We start from the raw sequence: 19054 nt of genomic DNA, 5'->3' as shown, positions 1-19054 counted from the left end.
ACATCAAGCATGCTGCTCGTCCGCACCTTTTTGACACGCCAACGCCAGCCGGCCGATGTCCTTGACGCCGTGCCCCTCCAGATCCGCCAGAACGGCCGCGTCGGATAGAGGCAGCTTGCGCGAACGTTTCCAGTCGTGCTCAGCGGTTTGGACCAGTCGCTTCACTACTTGTTCGGAACAAGTTTCGATCGCAAGTTCGCGCCTGTCATCGAAGCTCCCAGGACTGAGATTGATCGATCCGACAATGGCGCGCTGGCTATCGGCGATCATGATCTTGCCATGCAGCTTCAGATCCTTGAGCATTCGGACCTTGGCTCCGACATCGTGCACGATGCGCAGCCCGCTGACACCCTCGAACAGTTTCTTCCTTTTGAGCTTGTGCAGGGCGCGCGACATGATGCGAACGCGTACCCCGCGCTTGGCCGCGCGGACCAGGCGTTCGATGATCACGATATCCTGAAAACGTTCATTCTGCAGCCATAGTGTTTGCTTCGCGCCGTCGATGAAATCCGCAATGCGCTGACGACCATTGTTGGGGCACCAGATCAGATTGGAGCCGCGTGCCGGCAGGAAGGGCTGCTCATGCCAATCCGAATCGAAGCACCGCACCATCTCGGCGATCTCCGACTTATTGGTGGTTTCGACCGCGTAATCACGGGTCTGGGTAAAATCGCGCGTTTCCCAATTGAGCGACTCGATGAATCCGACCTCGTCGTCGATCACCATCGACTTTTGATGGGTAACCGCAAATGCGGAGCTGCTATCACGCACGCTGACGCCAGCCGCAAGCAGGGTTTCCCGTGCGACCTGGTTGTCGCTGGTGCCGTCGCGCCTTGCCGGATTGAGCATCACGCGAACGTGGACGCCGCGACGCCGGGCAGAGATCACTGCGTTGAGCAGCGATCGGTCGGTGAACAGAAACATCCGGACGTTCAGTGTATGCCGCGCTCTGTTGATGGGATCGATGATGGCATCGCAGGTATCGTCGGGCAGGATGATCAATCGGTGTGACATGGCGTTGATTCCCCATTCATGCGGCGTCTGGCACGCGGGCCATACCCGTTCCCTGCTGGATACGATGCAAGTCGGCGAACACGCCGTCACGGGCGATCAGCTCGGCATGAGACCCCTCCTCCGCCACGACGCCGTCTTTGAGCACGATGATCTTGTCGGCTTCGACGAGCGTGCCGAGACGATGCGCGATCATTATCACCGTGCGACCCCTCATCAGACGCCGCAGCGCCTCGACCACAAGGTGCTCGGATTCCGCATCAAGCGCAGCCGTCGGTTCGTCCAGCACCAGGATCGGGCTGTTACGGATGACCGCGCGCGCGATCGCAACCCGCTGGCGCTGGCCGCCCGAAAGCGTGCTGCCGTGCTCGCCGACGATCGTGTCGTAACCGAGTGGCATGCGGCTGATGAACTCATCGGCATTCGCGATCCGGGCGGCCGCGACAATCTCCTGCTCCGTCGCCTCGGGCCGGCCATAAGCGATGTTTTCCCGGATCGTGCCGTGGAAGAGCACGGCATCCTGCAACACAAAGCCGATCTGGGCCCGGAGCGCCGAGATCTTGTAGTCAGCAATATCGATGCCATCGATCAGCACGCGGCCAAGGACCGGATCGTAGAAGCGCGGCAGCAGGCTGAGCACAGTCGATTTGCCCGAGCCGGTTGGGCCGACGATGCCGACGGTCTGCCCCGGCTCGATCTCAAACGATACCTCGTGCAGCACCGGGGCATTCTGGTCGTAGCCGAAGGTGACGCGATCGAAGGTGACGGCTCCTTGGACAGGACCGGGGTCGATCGCACCGGCACGCTCCATGATCACCTCATCGGCAGAAAGAATTGTCTGGATGCGCTCCAGTGCCACCGCGGTCTGCGCGATGGTGCTCGTCATGCCGGCAAGATCCTTCACCGGCTTGAAGAAATTCTTCAGGTAGGCGAGGTAAACCGTCAGCGCGCCCGCGGTCATGGTGCCCGCGACAATCAGCGAGGTCCCGTCCCAGAGCACGATTGCGGTGCAGAACGCGACCACGATGCTCACGACAGGCGACATCAGCGATTTGGTCTTTCGCGCCCGCAACGCTGCGGCGACGGTGGCCCGGCTGGCTGCTTCCAGATGCGCGAGTTCGAGATCGTGTCGTCCGAACGCCTTGGTCACCCGCATAGCCTCCAACCCGCGCTGCACAATCGAGAGCACGTCACTTTGCCGCTTTCGCACCGCCCGCGTGGCTTCCTTCACCGCCTTCTTGAAATGAAAGACAAACAGCAGGAGGACCGGGGCAAACGCGACCGCGATGAGGGTGAAGTCCCAGTCGAGCCAGAACATCAGCCCCACCATGAACAGGATGGTGAGGAGATCGACAATGATATCGAGCGTAGATGACGAAGCGAAATCCTGGATCGTGCCGACGTCGCTGGTGATGGTCGAGACCAGTGCGCCGATGTTGGCGTGATCATAGTAGCGTAGCGAAAGCCGGTGCAGGTGCTCGTAGATGCGAAGGCGCAGATCGTTCGCGACCCATTGGCCGATGCTTGTCGTATAGTAATTGTCGACATAGCTTGCGATCGCGCCGACTGCCGCGATCACGAGCGTTGCTACGCCTGCAAACAGCGCAACTCCGAGCGTATGCTTGCCGAACCCGGCATACTCATGCGCCCAATCAAGCCATCGCGGCAAATGGTGGTTACCCAGCGCATCATCGATGACGAGCTTCAACGGCCAAGGTGCGGCAAGGCTCATGGCGATCTCGACCAGCATGGCGATGAACACGATCGCCAGCCAGCCGCGATAGGGTCGAAGCAGATCGATGACCAGGCGTGACATGGTTTACCTATTGAGCTGAGGCTTGCGCAGCCTTGCCGCAATCGCTGGGAGCCGGCTTGCCAGCGAAGCGATCCATCATCCAGGTCACCGCCGCGTCGGCGCTGTCGCGGGCGACGAAACCGTGCCCAACGCCCTGCACCCACATCATGGTCACCTTGCTGCCGGCCCTGCATTGCCGCTCCATGTAGGCGCGCGTTACATCGGGACGGACGATATCGTCGGTCGTGCCCTGCGAGAGGAACAACGGAATTCCTGACGACAACGGACTCGGCGTATTGCGCATCGCCAGCGAGCGCCACGGCTCGGTGACGGCGATGTTCGGCACTGACAGGAAATGCTGCTCCAGCGGCTTCTCGGTGCGGCGTCGCGCCAGGATATCGAAGATCGATTCGATGCATTCGTCAGCCAGGCGATCGACCGTCGGCATGGCTTCCGGCAGCACGACCTTCTCGATGGGCGCACCGTAGACGCGCGACCAGGACCACAAGGTCATGGCGGTCAGGTTCTTGCCGCCGGAGGTCTTGAAGTCGTCGCCCATCAGCGTCACCAGCGAAGTCGCGGGCGCAGCCGCGGCAACTCCGGCTAAGTTAAGCTCCGGCGCGTAGGTCTTGGCGATCAAGCCGGTATAGAGCGAGGCTTGACCGCCCTGAGAATGGCCCCACACGGCAAAACTGTTGCCTCCGCCGGCACCCGGCATATTGCGCGCCACGCGCACGGAGTCGATAACCGCGCGCGCCTCGCTGTCGCCAACCAGATAGGGATGGGGACCCGGTGTTCCCAAGCCCGGGTAATCGGTGGCAGCGACCACGGCGCCCTGCTCGATCAATTGGCGCAAGCCCGCCATCTGCTGAAAGACGAAAATCGCCAGCGACGGCGCGCAATGCGGCACGACACCGGTGGTCGGGTGCGCCCAGGCCACGATGGGCCGGCCGCCCTTGGGCACAGGTCCCGGCGGAACGACGATCACGCCGGACACGGCGATCGGCTCGCCATGCATGCCGATCGAACGATAAAGGACCCGATAGGCTTGCGCGCCTGCCGGGGCAAACTCCATCGGCTCAGAGCGGATCAGTGTGCCTGGCGGGCCGGCGATCTCCCGCGCCGATGCGTCATAGAATGGCGTTTGGGCGCTGGCCTCGCCAATTGAACATGCTGATGCGGCGATACACAGAAGTGCGCCGATATAGCGCCTCAGGCGCGAAACGCCCGTCATGGCTTTGAATGCGATGATCATATGGAGCCCCATTGGTAATGGCATTGCTGCCGGTGAGTGGATGATTCCCAGTCGGCCCGCAGGCCGTCGGTCGTGCGGCTATCGGCGCGGCTGTCGGGCAGGCCTTGGTGCCGCCTCAGATCACCTCATATGCAAACAAAGTTGCAACGAGGGTGATGCCGACCAGACCGCAAAGAAAGATCAAGTCGGCACACTGCTCGATTCGAACGCTCAACTTGATCTGGTTCGAACAGCGAATGGACAGGTAGGAAGTCAGCGCGCTTAAAAGAAAAGTGACTGCCGCAATCGCAGCGTACTCATCGACATGCGATGGTCCGTATTTCGCTTCTGCCAGTTTGACCAATCCGATCAACGTCACGCCGACGCCGATCATGGTTCCCGACACCGGCAGGATGTGGGAAGCGAGTGCTTCGCTCCGGGTTCTGATGGCTATTCGGTTTGACATGGCGTGCTCGTGCATTTCGGTAATTCTTACAGATTGGTATATGGGACTTAGAGCGACGATACCTGCGCAAGCGCCGCCGCGTAGATCGGAACGTCCATGCACTCGAGCGCGGCTTGTTGTTGGGTACCGAACACATCCCGTTCGTCCAGCGACGCCGAGATGTTTGGACGGTCAATGGAGATCTTGATGGCGTTGCAGGCATCAACAAAGAACGTGCCGATCACGCGATCGGGCGTAATGCTCAGGATTTTTGCGATACTGTCCTTGCTGAAGGCGTTGGAATACAGAGCAGCTTCGTAGTTCTCTCCGGACGTGAAAATGACATCAAAAGTGATGCGGTTGACGCCGGCATCCTTGCTCCTGATCACAGCAGCTATGTCGCGCAGGCGATGCGAACCGATCGCCTCCTCGCAAGGTGGATGATCAGCGATCAGTGAGAGCGTCCGCTCATCGAGATCGCCGCGATAGCCCACCTCGCCAATATCGAAATAGCGGGGGCGATCGCTGCCCTCCTCGATCCAGTCCGGGCCATTGGCCCGGTAGTAGGTGATGGGGAACGTCTGGTTCCTGATCACCTCCTCGTCTTCAACAAGGTGATAGAGTGACCAGGCATAGGCATCTGGCGCATCGAGGTTCAGCCTCGATCCGGCTTTCGGAACAGCCACCTGGATTATGCCATCGATTTCCTGCTGGTGCCGGTTGGCGAGCCTCGCCCGATCGCGATCAACAGTTCGCAGCAGAACCGCCGGGTTGGAGCCATCCGCTTCGGTGATAGAGAAATCAGCATCGACCAGCGTCGATATTTCCTGCGAAATCGATTTGATCACGGCAGCCTTGATCTTCGAGTAGTTCTCGATGAAGGCAGGATCCCGCGTGCCACCAGGCACGAGCGCCCCAAACAACCCGTCCTCACGCCTGAAACTGACGAACTCCGGCGACAGTGGATAGGCAATGTTACCCGCTGCCGCCTTGCGGCCGGGAAACCCGTGATGAGCCAAGCGGTGAGCGATGAGCTTCGCGAGCTGGTTCGCCGCTTCCGCTGTGCCGGCGGCGGCCTCAACGATGATCCCGACCTCGCGCTGCGGGGCGACGACCGGCGCGACCTGCACACCGTTGCGGCCATATACCAGAGCACCCGCCGGGATTTTCGAAAGATCGGCCGGATCGATATAGATCAGCGACACCTTACGTGCGCCGAGCCGCACCGATGCTTCGAGCTTGACGCTCCAGGGCCATGGCTTTCCTGCCCGGATGAAGCGACTGTTGCGGATGCCGGCGCTGCGGCTGTCGCGAGAGAAGTATTGCGTCTGCTCGGTCGCAAGCACGCCTTCAGGGTAAAACTGCAACTGCGGGTGGCTCTGCTGGTAGAGCGAATGGGCGGCAAGCGAATGCGCCGTGCAGCGCCGCGCGGGGTTTGGCGGGACAAATATCGCGGTGCCGTCATCATAGATTTCGCCCACAAGGCAATCCGAAGGCGAACCGGGATCGCAGGCCAGTGCCCCGGATTCCAGGATATGGCCGGCGTGGTAGGCAAGACCGGGGGGAACGCCGCGGCGAATCATGTCGGCGGCAAATAGCGCGCTGTCGCAAGCACGGCCGGCGATGATGAACCTTGCACCGCTCTTGAGCGCCGTGATCAGCGGATGAACGCCCATCTGGCCGACAAGCACGCTCTTGCGCAGCGTCTGTTCGCTGAACTAGGGCCCAACCCGGTCGGGCGCAGCGCGCCCTTGCGGTACTGACGGATAACGATCTCGGGATCGAGTTCAGAGCGGATGACCGCGACCTTTGCATCATGGATGGCGAGTTCCTCGAAGACCTCGCGCGCGATCTCGATCATGCGATCGAGATTGCGATTGCCGCCAGCCATGCCGCTGCTACCGAGAATGACCGGACAGCCAATCTTCTTGCCGGCCTGGACCATGTGCAGGTAATCGGGCTTTATCGCCTCTCGCTCGAAATAGTGGCCTCCGGTGCCGAGATAATAAGGCCCTGCATCCATCGAGCCGCCATCGCAGATGATGGCATCGACGCGTCCCCTCAAAGCGGCCTGCAACGACTCGCGCGGATAGCCATATCCGAGCGCGCCGCAGGTCGAGACAACACGGTAGATGAGGTTTGGCATCGCACTGCCCTTAAAACAACGAGGGCAACCCGACTTGGCCTGCCCGTGAACGGGCTGGACAAATGATGCAGGCAACGGGCGTAATCAAATACAGCTTCAATATGAGGGTATCGGCGCGGACTATGGGTTGGCTTCGCGAGCCCTGTCGCACGCCTTCTAACGCACCGCGTCGATTGTCTTTTCACAAGAAAATCAGGTGGTTATAAAGTTCGTTTCGCTCGCGCCGCGCGGACGAGAAGTCCCGATATGCGCGGCGAAGCGCCAAAGCGTCTGCTTCACGAAGCTGTTAGTCTTTCGGCGACGTGATCACGGCATTTGCTCCACCATCGTCCTTCGAACGAACGCGGCGTCGCTATCGGCGCGGCTATGCCCGCATATTCAATCGGTATTTGCTTCAAGAGACGCGACTGCCAAGCCACTGAGACAAAATCAATCCAGCCACAGGGCGCCTGGCCGCTTTGTCTTCTCGATATGCTCTTTCAAGAACTCGATCAGCAATTTCTTCACGGCCTCAGCAGCAAGCGTGAGCGCAAATTCGTTTGACCAGATGAGACAACAGGTTAAATAGAACGTTGGCTCGATCAATACAGGTTCGGCGAAATCGTCGAGCGAGAAGCCGGACATGTCGCCGAGGTTCATAATCGTGCTGGCAGCTCCGGACCGAACAGCAGAGAGCTCGCTCGCCACCGTTACTGCCTCCGCAGCCACGTTCAGCGAGAGGCCCGCTTCGGCAAAGGTTCGGTTGATCGCGATCCGACGCGCACTCAAGTGTCCGGGAAGCACCAGCGGAATTTTTGAAACTTCCTCAAGGGAGACACTCGGCCCGATAATGGGGGGCGAACGTTTGCCACTGATGAGATAGTGGTTTTGCCGAAACAGCGGCTGTCGGTGGACCACCGGAAAAAACTCATCCTCGAACACCAAAGCCAGATCCAGGCCTCGCTTCTCGATCTCCTCCCGCAGGAGCGCGCTGTTGCCGTCAATGAATTTCAATGTGATTTTCGGATGAGCGGCCCTGGTTACTTCGATGAATGGTCCGACCAGGGTGGTGGAAAGCGACGCCGGCATCCCCAAGCTCACCAGCCCCTGGACCTCACCTGCGCTTGACCGAACGAGACCGGGGAGATTTTCATACCTCCGCAGGATCGATGACGCTTCCTCGTAGAACCGCTGTCCGGCGGCCGTCGGCTTGATACCACGCGCGCTTCTTTGCAGAAGCGGAACGCCCAGCGAGGCCTCCAATTCGGATATCTGCTGGCTGAGAGCAGGCTGCGCTACATGAATAGTCCGCGCCGCCTGTGAAAAGCTGCCGGCTTCAACAATCCTCACGAAATAATAGAGGTGGCGGTATTGCATCCGTCCTCAGGCGCGTTTTCCGCGACGATCGCCCAGAACTAGACCATCGCTGTCGATTGACTTCCTCTGGTCCGGGCTGCGTCGGCTTCGCGCCGACAAGGCGAATGAGTATCACAACCTATGGGGGTCTCAAATAGAGTTGCTCTCCAGCGCCGCCGACTATCTTACCCTCCTTGGCTGGGTCGCTTGATAGCGGATGCGCAACGCAGGAACGACATCGACAAGCGAAAGACAAATGCGGACTTGCTATCTGGCTATCGCTACAGGCTATCGGTGGGTATCTGCGATGAATCCTGCTCAGGAAAGCAGTGCGCGCCTTGATAAGAGAAGCGCGCTCTGCCACATGGCTTGCGCCGAACCGATTTCGGCCTGCTATATCCCTCACCGATAGCTGCATATTGAAGTCCTATTTGTGCTCCTCAGACCACGAGCATATTTGGCGGCCGTCCGATCCCGCTCGCTTCGGCGATGTCATCCAGGCCGATGCAATCTGGATGTCGGACGAAACCAAAGGAGATTAAAATGCTCAAATCGACTTTCCTGCTCGGCGGGCTCGCTGTATTGGCATTGGGCTCATCGCTTATGTTGACGCAGCCTGCGGCAGCAGCCGACGGATGCGGGCCCGGCAAGTATCGTGGACCGGGCGGCGCTTGCCACCGGCTTGGGTACGGACCATACCCGGACGGCTATTATGGGCCATATCGTAACGCTTACCGCTGGAATGGCTGCCCTCCGGGTTACTGGCGCGGGCCGTGGGGTCACTGCCGCGATACCCCGTATCACGGCCGGCTGCCCAATGGCTCCTGAAAGTCATGAAAACTCCGATACGCGCCGCGCAGCTTGGTCGACCTAGGATCAGCTACGCGGCCTCGATCCCACCCGCGCTACCTCATCACCCAACGTCATCTCCAATGGCGGACTCTCAAACGATCGACTGCCCCATTGCGTCGTGGCGCATGGTGACCAGGTTTCCGTTGCATCGTAATGTGGAATCAACGATGGCGTGAATGCGATCATCAGGGATGTCGGACGGAGGCGATGTGTCGGCATCTAGGGCGACTCGACTCCCCGATGTTATTGTCATTGTTCGCGTACCCAATCAGCCGCCAAGCGCTTCCGCGAACGCATCGAGGATGCATCGCTTCAAGCGAATGAGGGCAAACAATTCTCGTAACAGCCGCTGACTCAGGTTGTCGGAACGGGACTGTAACAACCTGCCATAAGTGCTTGATTTCGCGATGGTGGGCGCACCAGGGCTCGAACCTGGGACCCGCTGATTAAGAGTTCAAAACCGGCGCTCCGCTACAATTTCTGAATACGCGACGTGCTACGACGATGCTTGAGAAGTCCTTTGTTTATAGGGGTTTGTCGCATAGCTTCGCAGTGCGTCGAACCCAAACATCCAAACATCCCGGTTCGCCAAAACCGTTTGAAAACCGTTTTAGTACACTGCTGCCTCCTATGAACGACATTCGCATTCCCCTCACCGACAAAACCATCGCTCAGTTACCTAGCCCAAATGAAGGCTGGTATCTGGCTCGTGACACCGAGTTGAAGGGCTTCTTCGTCGTTGTTGGAAAGAGGAAAAGAACCTTCACCATCCAAGGTGATCTTCGACAGGGAGGAAAACGGGCGTCGTCCATCAGAATATTGATCGGCAACACGCGCGAGTTGACGACCCGAGCAGCGCGCGCGATTGCGAAGGAATATTTGGCCCAGATCAGCAAGGGGCAGCACCCGAAGGCGGCAAAGCAAGAGGGAGATGCTAGCTCTGGTCAGGTCGGGAACGAAACGAATACAGCAGTTGCGGCTATTACCCTTAGGCAGGCATGGCAGCGATATCTAGAAGCCCACCTGGTCCGAAAGGGGCGCAGTGAGAAAACAATAAGTGGCTATCGCGACCATGTAGAACGTCTCTTTTCCGAGTGGCTTGATACTCCATTATATGAACTCGGGATGGATCCCTCCCGCGTTGCGAAGAAGCACGACGATCTTACTAAGGAGAACGGTCCCTATATCGCGAATGGCAGCATGCGAACGCTGCGTGCAATCTACAATCATGCTCGTAAGACCAATAGATCGCTGCCGCGCGACAATCCGGCAGACGCTGTCGACTGGAATGAGGAAAAGCGCCGGGATACCGGCATGGGCATCAGCGACTTGAGGGAATGGTTCAGAGAGTTGGCTGTCCTTGAGAACCCGGTCCGTCGTGAATTCCATTTGCTCACGCTTCTCTCTGGTTCGCGGACTACTGCGTTACAGCACGTAAGGCCCAGTCACATCGATTTTCGCCGCCGAACGCTGCACATCGAAAAGCCGAAGGGCGGCAGGAAGCGAGCTTTCGACATCCCGCTCTCCCGCGAAATGATTCTGTGTCTCATTCGGGCAATCCGCTTCGGCAGGCAAATGTACCCATTGCAGTCGCAGAAATGGGTCTTTCCCGGCGACAGCGAGTCAGGGCATCTAGCCGAAACAAAGGAGAATCGAGAAACTCTCTCCAAGTAGGGTAACGATCTTCGTCAAACGTTTCGAACCATTGCAACGGCTGCTGGGGTCTCGGAATTCGACGCGAAGCTCCTGATGAACCATTCAATTCCAGGCGTAAACGCCGGCTAGGTTACTCGGCACCAATTGCTTGAGGATCACCTTCGCGGCCAGCAGCAAACTATCGCTCCGCCGTGTTTTCCGCTCTCGGCAAGTCTCTCACTGAAGATGCCGCGCTGCGAGGCTGGCTCGGCCGCGGGGCAAGCCGAGTTGCGACCAGCCGATTTCAACTGAAGCCAAGTGCCTCAGGTGAGGAACAGGACAGAATTCGAGATGCGGCCTAAATGTGCATACGCTGGAGAGCCTGCGGTTGGAGTGGGGCAGCCACGGTGACCGTACGCTGCAGCTTCCAAACGCGCGCCAAGGATTTGCGTCCGGCGGAGCTTTGTTCCCAGCGAACTCAGCGCTTTAAGTCGTATTTCGGCCGCGACGGATCCGACATTCGAATGGCGGAATCAAAATCAGTTTGATTACTCAACGATTTCAACGCTCATTTGAAAAAAAGGGTCGAAAAGCCCTCCAGGAATTTCAATAGGTTGGCAGTTGGCGCTCGATCACGCAGTCGCGCATGCGACAAATTGTCCAATACGAGCTGACGCTTTATGCGCTGCGAGAAGGAGCCCAGTGGTTGGCTGACCAACAGTACGAGGCATATCTGCGCCTCTACCGAGACCAACTCGCAAGCAAGTCAGGAAAGCCGGAACTATCGCCTCAGGGATATACGACCCTCGCGCGATTTATTCTGGCTGGAATCGACGGTCTCATCCTACAGGAGTTGGTCAAGCCGAGCCGCGCTCGCTCGAATCACGCAATCGAGGCGCTAATTTTCGGTACCAAACAGCTTTCTCAACGGCTCTTGTCGTCTGGAGGGCACCGTGCAAGTGCTATTCAGATGACGTGACAGCTTGGACTTCGGCACGCTGCAAAAGGCGCTGGCCGGCGACTTCGATAACGAAGCCATAGGAGCACAAACCGAGCTGCGATCAGAGCGACGAGGTGAGGCCGGCCGGCAGCCCGCAGGTCCGTGTCCTACGTAGTCGCAGCGGCGGCGCCTTGCCATGCGAGACATTGAGCGCGACGAGAAAGCATGAAACCATGTTGTACACAACGATGGTCGCGACGACTTCCACGAGACCGCGGTCTTAGAACGTTTCCCTGAGCCTCCCGAAGAGTGTGCTGCAAGGCTGTTGGAAACGCCGTTGGCGTATGCGGCGAGAAGTGTGTCGCAGGCGTGTGCGTTAGGGTGTGCTGACAATGTTTCGATTTGAGCTAATAAGTACATTCTAGTCACGTAGAGAAGGCCGGTAAAGCAAGCTTGCTGTCCGCGCGTCACATAGGCTACGCGCGGTTCGCTCTCATCAAAATAGAGGGGCCGGTCGGCGCGTTCTCGTATTTGACAACTCGGCGATATGTTCGCGTTCCGATAGAGAAGAAGATGGATGCCACCCGTCCATGCGTGCGCGTATTCATCGACTGGGTAGCTGCTGTGCTGCGCGGTCAGGAGTGACGCCTCCCGTTTCTTGTCCGCTCACCATCCGAAATCAGCCTCGATCGTAACGAGCAGATGGGTGTCCGGCTGTTTATCGAACCATGCAGTGACAGCGGCACGGTTGGAAGACTAGTCAGCTAGGCCGAACACCGTTGCCGTAATCACCCTGATTATCTCTCCAGAGAATGTTGGCAAGTCGCTTCCCGCGCAAGTGGCTGTTGCCACACCTCTCGCCAGAAAGTTTTCGACAATCGAAACGTCGTCTAGTGGTGACATCCCCCGGTACTCTCCGCTCCTGAGCATTCTTAGAATTGGGATCAGAATTACATGGAACCAATTACAGCGAATGCAATCAACCGCTAGACAGCTTGCTATGCTGTGCTGGCACCGCGCACGGGAAGCACGACGACCCTCGTCCCAATTGGGACCCGCCCATAGAGATCAATAATGTCCTGGTTCATAAAACGCACGCAGCCAGATGAGACCATAGTGCCGATCGTCCAAGGCTCGACCGTACCGTGCAGCCGGTAATAGGTGTCCCGCCCGTCCGCATAGAGGTAAAGCGCGCGCGCCCCTAGCGGATTTCCAGAACCGCCGTTCACTCCTCCAGCATATGGTCCGTAGCGTTTGGGCTCCCGCTTGATCATCTCCGGTGTCGGCACCCAGCGCGGCCACTCAGCCTTGCGCGCGATGATGGCTGAGCCCTGAAAGTTGAAAGCTTCCTGTTTGCCAACGCCGACGCCGTAGCGTATCGCACGTCCACCCTTCATGACCAGATAGGCGTAGCGTTGATGTGGATCGACAACGATCGTTCCCGGTTGTTCGCTCGTAGTATAAGCGACCTCGCGGCGGTAGAATTTCGGCTCTACCCTGGTTAGGTCCACCGCCTCAATAGGAAATGGCTCTGTAGCAATCGCACCATACATTGATGCGTAATGCGAACCCTGCCAATTTTCAGACGTTCCAAACTTTGGTCCCTCCTGAGTCACGCATCCAGCAAGTGCGATCGGCGCTCCGAAGACAAACGTGCGTCTGTTCAACATGGTCCTTGCAAGCCTCTGTGTGTCCTGAAAATTTGAAACAGCCGAGCAGGCTCGCGGCAGTCATCCAAAAACTACCTCGTGCGCTTGCTGGGATGTTGACCGGAAACTGCTAGCCGGTAACGACCTTTGCTGTCTGACCGAACAGGATTGATTTTCCGGCCTGAGTCACCGTTGGCCGGCTGCTGTAAGGCTCGCCCTTCGCATACGCGCGGACGGTGCCCGGGCGCGCGGCGACCGCGTCGAACCAGCGACGCAGATGGCGGAAGTCATCGAGATTTTGCTGCTGGCGCTTCCAGGGCACGATCCATGGATAGGCAGCCATATCCGCAATAGAGTAGTCCGCTCCCGCCACGAACGGATTGTTCGCCAATTGACGATTGAGCACGGCATAGAGGCGGTTTGTTTCGTCTACATAGCGGGAGATCGCATAGGGAATCTTTTCTAGCGCGTACAGACCGAAATGATGGTTTTGCCCGGCCATCGGCCCCAGGCCGCCAACCTGCCAGAACAACCATTCCAGGACCATTTTGCGCGCACGGACATCCTTAGGCAGAAAGTGACCGGTCTTTTCCGCGAGGTAGATGAGGATTGCGCCTGATTCGAAAACACTGATCGCCTCGCCACCATCAGCAGGCGCCATGTCGATCATCGCCGGCATCCGATTGTTTGGCGAGATCGCCAGAAACTCCGGCTTGAACTGATCGCCTGCGCTGATGTCGACAAATTCGATAATCAAGACCAGCCTCTTCCAGGAACATCGTTACTTTGTGACCATTCGGCGTAGGCCAGTAGTAGTAGTCAATCATGAGCGCCCCCGACCTCTTGCGCGCCACGTAAGCCCGAGCGCGGCCAACGCCGGTCCGACGAGACCAACCAGCAGATCCTTGTCAGGGCGAATGCGGGCGAGAACCCGCAGACCAAGCAGTACCGACAGCAAATGGCGCGCATGGTTCTCGGCGTTCAACTCCGAGTCAATCTCTCCCTTCTCCTGCCCGGCAACGACGCAACGGAAGAAGAACTGCTCGATCTTCGATGTTTCCGTAGCCACGTAGCTCTGAAGCTCAGCATTATCTTCCGTCACCTCGAGGGAGGCGTTGACCAGCATGCAGCCACGGTGCTGTGCATCAGCCAATGATCGATCAACGATCTCCTCGAAGAAGCCGACTATTGCCTGCCCAGGAGATCTCGTGGTTTCGAGACGGACGATCCGTTCCAGCAGGATGCTATCTAGATAGTGCTGCAGGGCCCGCATAAAAATTCCGCGCTTATCACCGAACGCCGCGTAGATGCTGCTATGTGTCAGACCGGTACATTCGGTGAGATCACGTGTGCTCGTGGCTTCAAAGCCTTTGGCCCAGAAAACCGCTCCCGCCGCCTCCAGCACTTTCGCTTCGTCAAATTCCCTCGGCCTTGCCATAGAACTTCCAGAATATGGATCGATCGCTCCATATTTGTGGAGCATTCGATCCATAATGTCAATGGCGAAAAGTCGTCCGGACATCTTGTCGAGCTGCCCCGGAAGGATAGTGCCGGCTGTTCAGGCAAGGCGAGCGCGGCCGCGGCAGCCGAGCCAATCCCAGGCCTAGCTCGGCCAGGCCGAGCCTAGGATGATCGAGCAGAAATTGCCGCGCACGAAATGCTCCGGATCCCTTAGCGCCAGCACATCCGCCTTGACGTTGCCGAAGGTCGTCTCCGGCTTCTTGATGATGCCGCTGGCGAAATGGTCGATGATGCCTTCCTTGAAATTCGCCTCGCGTGGATGATGGTCACAGACCTGCTGCCGCTGCTCCCGCGTGAAGTCATGATAGGCGATGCCGAGCACGTCCATCTCCACTCCCGCCGTCACCAGTGCGATCGTCGGCCGCATGTGCTCGGGAATGCCGGGCGTGGTGTGAAGCGCGATGGCTGTCCAGACGTCCTCGACGTCGCGCTCAGGCACGCCGTAGCTCTTCATGAAATCGCGCGCTGCGTTGGCGCCGTCGACCTCGAAGCGCAGATCGGGGCTCGAATAGCGCTCCGTCAGCCCCATGTCGTGAAACATGGCGCCCAGGTATAGGAGCTCCGGATCGTACTTCAGACCGCGCCGCTCGCCGGTCAGCGCTCCCCAGAAGAACACGCGGCGGCTATGGTTGTAGAGCAGGTCGTCCTCTGTGTCGCGAACGAGCTGAGTAGCTGCGCGCGCGATATTGCTGTCAGGCACACGAATGCCGGCAATGATCTGTGACATGGAAATTTTGTCTCCGTGACAGGCAAGCCTTCGGCGTGGCGGAAGCGGTCACGCGAAGGCCTTGCGGTTTATGGTGGAGTTGTTGGTGCTGCCGATTACTCGGCAGCCTCCGCTGTGAAGGTCAGTCCTAGCGCCTTCGCGACACCGGCGCCGTAAGCGGGATCGGCCTTGGCACAGTTCGCGATGTGGCGCTGCTTCACTTCGTGGCGTGCGTCGCCCATTGCGCGAGCGGTGTTTTCGAAGAGAAGCTGCTGCTGCGCCGGCGTCATCTTGCGGAAGAGGTTGCCGGGCTGCTCATAGTGGTCGTCGTCGATGCGGTGATCCCAACGCGCCGCTGCGCCCGACCACTCGAGCGCCGGCTCGGCGAGCTGCGGGTCGCGATCGATCCACGCCCCCTTGCTGTTGGGCCAGTAACTCGGTGTGTCCCCAAGATTGCCGTCCATGCGCATTGCGCCGTCGCGATGATAGCTATGGAACGGGCACTTTGGCGCGTTGACGGGAATGAGGTGGTGGTTGACCCCCAGCCGGTAGCGCGCCGCGTCGCCATAGGAGAACAGGCGTGCCTGCAGCATCTTGTCGGGCGAGAAGCCGATGCCGGGAACGATGTGTGCCGGTGAGAACGAAGCTTGCTCGACCTCGGCAAAATAATTGTCGGGATAGCGGTTCAGTTCCATCACTCCGACCTCGATCAGCGGGTAGTCTGCCTTCGGCCACACCTTGGTGAGATCGAAGGGATTGTGCTTGTGGGACTTGGCCTGCTCATCGGTCATCACCTGAATGAACAGCGTCCAGCGCGGGAAATCGCCACGCTCGATGGCTTCGAGCAGGTCACGGCCATGCGTCTCGCGATCGTTCGCGACTAGCGCGGCCGCTTCCTGGTCGCTCAGATTTTCGATGCCCTGCTGTGTTCGGAAGTGAAACTTGACCCAGACCCGCTCATTGGCGGCGTTTATCATCGAGAAGGTGTGGCTCCCGAAGCCATGCATATGGCGGAAGCTCTTCGGGATGCCCCGCTCGGACATGACGATCGTCACCTGGTGCAGCGCCTCGGGGAGCAGCGACCAGAAGTCCCAGTTGCTGTCAGCCGAGCGCAGACCGGTGCGCGGATCGCGCTTGATCGCGTGGTTGAGGTCCGGAAAACGCAGCGGATCCCGGAAGAAGAACACCGGAGTGTTATTGCCGACGAGGTCCCAGTTGCCTTCCTCGGTATAGAACTTCAGAGCAAACCCACGAATGTCACGCTCCGCGTCGGCGGCTCCACGCTCGCCGGCGACCGTCGAGAAACGTGCAAACATCGGCGTCTGCTTGCCGATCGCAGAGAAGATCTTCGCCTTGGTGTAGCGGGTGATGTCGCGTGTCACCGTAAAGGTGCCGTAGGCGCCCCAGCCCTTGGCGTGCATGCGGCGCTCCGGGATCACTTCGCGATCGAAGTGAGCCATCTTCTCGATCAGCCAGATATCCTGGAGTAGTGCCGGTCCGCGCGGGCCCGCAGTCATGATGTTCAGATTATCCGCCACGGGCGCGCCGGTCGCGTGTGTCATAGGAGGTCGAGTGTCGCTCATCGATTTGCTTCCTTTTGTTGTGAATCGGTGGGTTGACGTGTTCTTGATCAGAAGCCGAGCTCGGAGAGCCCCCGATAATCGTCGGGCCTGCGGCCAAGGGGCCACAGAAGCCTTCGGTCGTTTTCCTTGTTGGGGTGTTCATTGATGCTGGCGATGCGACGGCGCATCAGCCCATCTGCGTCAAATTCCCAGTTCTCATTGCCGTAGGCGCGAAACCAGGTTCCGCTGTCATCATGAGACTTGTAGGCAAAGCGTACGGCGATGCGATTTTCCGCGAAGGTCCACAGCTCCTTCACCAGCCGATAGTCGAGCTCGCGCGACCATTTGCGGACCAGAAGCGCTTCGATTTTGGTGCGGCCGTTGATGAACTCGGCGCGGTTGCGCCATTGGCTGTCGGGTGTGTATGCGAGCGCAACCTTTTCCGGATCGCGTCCGTTCCAGGCATCTTCAGCGAGCCGGACCTTCTCGATCGCAGTTGCTTGGGTGAACGGGGGTAAGGGCGGACGCACGGATCGTTTCTCCAAAGCGCTTCATGGACGCGAAGCCTCCCGCGTATCTCGCTCTGGGCCACGGCCCTGTGCAATGAAGACGATCCTGCGTATCTGGACAGAGGCACGTCGTTTCGTGCCAACTGGAGCTTGCAGCCGCTCAAGAAGCATTCGTAAGCGGAGGTGCTTGGATAATGTTTGCGTGCATCGGCCGCGTTGTAGAAGGTGTGCCGCGCAGCCGGGCTCGCCCTGATTCTAGACTGATTCCGCCCTTCGGAAACTCGCGCGATACTGGGCCGGCGTCACGCCCAGACGAGCGTGAAACACGATCCGCATTCGGTCCGCCGAGCCGAAGCCACAGTCGTACGCGACCGACTTCAACGGACGATCGCTTCCCTCCAGCATCATGCGCGCTGCATCGACGCGGGCCCGTTCGATGAATTCATGCGGCGTGATCCCGGCTTCCTGGACGAAATGCCGTGCGAAATTCCTGGGGCTCATTCTGGCTGCTGCCGCGAGCGATCCGAGCGTGTGACGGCCTCTAATGTTGGCCATCACGTGGTCCTGAACTCGCGCAATCGGAGAGGCCGGATCGGCAGGCGCACTTAGATATGGGCTGAACTGCGACTGTCCGCCTTGACGCTGCGCGACCACGACTAGTCGTTTGGCGACCTTGAGCGCAACTTCCGCACCATGCCGCTGCCCGACCAATGCCAGGGCGAGATCGATCCCCGCCGTCACGCCCGCGGAAGTGATGAGACGCCCATCACGGACGTAGATCAAATCCGGCTCGACCCTCGCCTTGGGAAATTTCGCCGCTAGGGTCTGTGCATTCTGCCAATGGGTCGTGACACGCCGCTCATCGAGTAGACCAGCATAACCGAGGACGAACGCTCCAGTGCAGATCGAGCCATAAATGCTTGAGTGCCACGGCGCTGCTCGGACCCATTCAACCAAACGCGGATCTGGCGCCGTCTCGGGCAATGCCGGGCCGCCTGCGACGAGGATGACATCGAAGCCTCCACTCGCGTCATCGACACTCACGTCGCCCAGCAATCGCATTCCATTTGAGGCGCGCACAGGATGGCGGTCAGCGGCGACAAGGACGGTCTCATATCGGTCAGCGGCATCGAGGTAACAGTTCGCTTCGGTAAACACGTCCTGGGGCCCGGCCACATCCAGTGCTTGGACCCCATCGTGAATTACTATTGCAACCGCTTGGCCCGGCACGTTGCACCGCCTCCTCTCGTAGATAGTTCATCCCGTAGTCGGCAGGCCCGCATGCTCAGTCTTCCTCGATCGCCCCTCAAGGCGCGGGCTCTGCCTTGGCTTCCCCAGGTTGCGATCGACCCAAATCCGGGCCCACAATTCGCCACACTAGCGTGGAGCCGAGCTCGGTCGGGAGACACTGAACGCCTGCGGATTGCTATCGCCATAGCCTGCCTCGCCACGGCCGTTGCCTTGGCCAAGAACGCGCCCGACTTCGACCAAAAAAGGCAGCTCGATAGAGCCATTCCGCTCCATTAGCAAGAAGGAAGGGGCTCATCCATGGAGGATTTGGCACATTTCTGAAGGATGAGGCAGGCGGACCAAATAAGGGGGCGCTATGACTCCTCAACAGTTTCGCGGGCCGCTCACCCGCTATCATAGAAGCCCTGTTTCTTACCGGAAGGCAACCTAGCCCGACATGTTGCGCCTCAGTAGTCGGCCAAAG

General features: G+C 59.1%; 14 protein-coding genes and 2 pseudogenes. 2 read left to right on the top strand and 14 right to left on the bottom strand.

The genetic code is table 11. The annotated features are described in order from the left end of the window. Positions 1–3: 3 nt before the first annotated feature. The 7 genes from J6524_RS31615 to J6524_RS31585 form a co-directional block, all read right to left on the bottom strand. Positions 4–1014 (bottom strand): phospholipase D-like domain-containing protein, encoded by a 1011-nt coding sequence (locus tag J6524_RS31615; RefSeq protein ID WP_225677806.1) that lies wholly within the window; start codon positions 1012–1014, stop codon positions 4–6. 16 nt (positions 1015–1030) lie between these two features. Continuing rightward, complete coding sequence (locus J6524_RS31610) at positions 1031–2827, bottom strand: ABC transporter ATP-binding protein (RefSeq protein WP_225677805.1); 1797 nt, start codon at positions 2825–2827, stop codon at positions 1031–1033. A gap of 7 nt (positions 2828–2834) precedes the next feature. Further along, a complete protein-coding gene (locus J6524_RS31605) occupies positions 2835–4061 on the bottom strand; it encodes an alpha/beta fold hydrolase (protein WP_225677804.1) in 1227 nt (408 codons plus the stop codon). A gap of 115 nt (positions 4062–4176) precedes the next feature. Beyond that, entirely contained in the window at positions 4177–4521 is a 345-nt protein-coding gene (locus J6524_RS31600) for a hypothetical protein (RefSeq protein ID WP_376712103.1), read from the bottom strand. Between the two features lie 32 nt (positions 4522–4553). Continuing rightward, positions 4554–6176: a DUF4387 family protein gene (locus J6524_RS31595; RefSeq protein WP_225677803.1), complete on the bottom strand. Its 1623-nt coding sequence runs from the start codon at positions 6174–6176 to the stop codon at positions 4554–4556. Then, positions 6143–6631 (bottom strand): hypothetical protein, encoded by a 489-nt coding sequence (locus J6524_RS31590; RefSeq protein WP_225677802.1) that lies wholly within the window; start codon positions 6629–6631, stop codon positions 6143–6145. Before J6524_RS31590 ends, J6524_RS31595 begins: the two co-directional genes overlap by 34 nt. A gap of 429 nt (positions 6632–7060) precedes the next feature. Beyond that, positions 7061–7987, bottom strand: coding sequence for a LysR family transcriptional regulator (locus J6524_RS31585; protein WP_225677801.1), 927 nt, complete (start codon positions 7985–7987; stop codon positions 7061–7063). Positions 7988–8509: 522 nt separating this feature from the next. Here J6524_RS31585 and J6524_RS31580 point away from each other — a divergent pair. Together J6524_RS31580 and J6524_RS31575 are read left to right on the top strand one after the other, a co-directional pair. Next, positions 8510–8794: a hypothetical protein gene (locus tag J6524_RS31580; RefSeq protein WP_225677800.1), complete on the top strand. Its 285-nt coding sequence runs from the start codon at positions 8510–8512 to the stop codon at positions 8792–8794. Between the two features lie 654 nt (positions 8795–9448). Further along, positions 9449–10815, top strand: a pseudogene (locus J6524_RS31575) (tyrosine-type recombinase/integrase). 1576 nt (positions 10816–12391) lie between these two features. On the opposite strand, the gene J6524_RS31570 reads toward J6524_RS31575, so the two are convergent. From J6524_RS31570 to J6524_RS31540, 7 genes and pseudogenes are all read right to left on the bottom strand, one after another. After that, complete coding sequence (locus tag J6524_RS31570; RefSeq protein ID WP_225677799.1) at positions 12392–13063, bottom strand: L,D-transpeptidase; 672 nt, start codon at positions 13061–13063, stop codon at positions 12392–12394. A 109-nt stretch (positions 13064–13172) separates the two neighbouring features. Then, a pseudogene (locus J6524_RS31565) lies at positions 13173–13869 on the bottom strand (glutathione binding-like protein). Beyond that, positions 13866–14480, bottom strand: a complete 615-nt coding sequence (locus tag J6524_RS31560) for a TetR/AcrR family transcriptional regulator (RefSeq protein ID WP_225677798.1) — start codon at positions 14478–14480, stop codon at positions 13866–13868. Before J6524_RS31560 ends, J6524_RS31565 begins: the two are co-directional and overlap by 4 nt. Positions 14481–14645: 165 nt before the next feature. Next, the gene (locus J6524_RS31555; RefSeq protein WP_225677797.1) at positions 14646–15290 is read right to left on the bottom strand and encodes an HD domain-containing protein; all 645 of its coding nucleotides are present in this window, start codon (positions 15288–15290) and stop codon (positions 14646–14648) included. A gap of 95 nt (positions 15291–15385) precedes the next feature. Next, positions 15386–16852: a catalase gene (locus J6524_RS31550; RefSeq protein WP_225677796.1), complete on the bottom strand. Its 1467-nt coding sequence runs from the start codon at positions 16850–16852 to the stop codon at positions 15386–15388. 47 nt (positions 16853–16899) lie between these two features. Continuing rightward, on the bottom strand, positions 16900–17361 hold the full coding sequence (locus J6524_RS31545) for a nuclear transport factor 2 family protein (protein WP_225677795.1): 462 nt from the start codon (positions 17359–17361) through the stop codon (positions 16900–16902). A gap of 234 nt (positions 17362–17595) precedes the next feature. Further along, positions 17596–18570: a GlxA family transcriptional regulator gene (locus tag J6524_RS31540; RefSeq protein ID WP_225677794.1), complete on the bottom strand. Its 975-nt coding sequence runs from the start codon at positions 18568–18570 to the stop codon at positions 17596–17598. Positions 18571–19054: the final 484 nt, after the last annotated feature.

The sequence above is a fragment of the Bradyrhizobium hereditatis genome (genome assembly GCF_020329435.1).
GTDB lineage: Bacteria > Pseudomonadota > Alphaproteobacteria > Rhizobiales > Xanthobacteraceae > Bradyrhizobium > Bradyrhizobium hereditatis.
Note: the sequence above shows the minus strand (reverse complement) of the source record. Positions and strands in the feature narration are given on the sequence as shown.

Excerpts from the sequence above, each read along its gene's own strand:
- J6524_RS31600 (WP_376712103.1), bottom strand. The coding sequence starts at position 4,521 with ATGCACGAGCACGCCATGTCAAACCGAATAGCCATCAGAACCCGGAGC.
- J6524_RS31570 (WP_225677799.1), bottom strand. The coding sequence starts at position 13,063 with ATGTTGAACAGACGCACGTTTGTCTTCGGAGCGCCGATCGCACTTGCT.
- J6524_RS31605 (WP_225677804.1), bottom strand. The coding sequence starts at position 4,061 with ATGATCATCGCATTCAAAGCCATGACGGGCGTTTCGCGCCTGAGGCGC.
- J6524_RS31615 (WP_225677806.1), bottom strand. The coding sequence starts at position 1,014 with ATGTCACACCGATTGATCATCCTGCCCGACGATACCTGCGATGCCATC.
- J6524_RS31580 (WP_225677800.1), top strand. The coding sequence starts at position 8,510 with ATGCTCAAATCGACTTTCCTGCTCGGCGGGCTCGCTGTATTGGCATTG.
- J6524_RS31560 (WP_225677798.1), bottom strand. The coding sequence starts at position 14,480 with ATGGCAAGGCCGAGGGAATTTGACGAAGCGAAAGTGCTGGAGGCGGCG.
- J6524_RS31610 (WP_225677805.1), bottom strand. The coding sequence starts at position 2,827 with ATGTCACGCCTGGTCATCGATCTGCTTCGACCCTATCGCGGCTGGCTG.
- J6524_RS31585 (WP_225677801.1), bottom strand. The coding sequence starts at position 7,987 with ATGCAATACCGCCACCTCTATTATTTCGTGAGGATTGTTGAAGCCGGC.
- J6524_RS31555 (WP_225677797.1), bottom strand. The coding sequence starts at position 15,290 with ATGTCACAGATCATTGCCGGCATTCGTGTGCCTGACAGCAATATCGCG.
- J6524_RS31550 (WP_225677796.1), bottom strand. The coding sequence starts at position 16,852 with ATGAGCGACACTCGACCTCCTATGACACACGCGACCGGCGCGCCCGTG.
- J6524_RS31590 (WP_225677802.1), bottom strand. The coding sequence starts at position 6,631 with ATGCCAAACCTCATCTACCGTGTTGTCTCGACCTGCGGCGCGCTCGGA.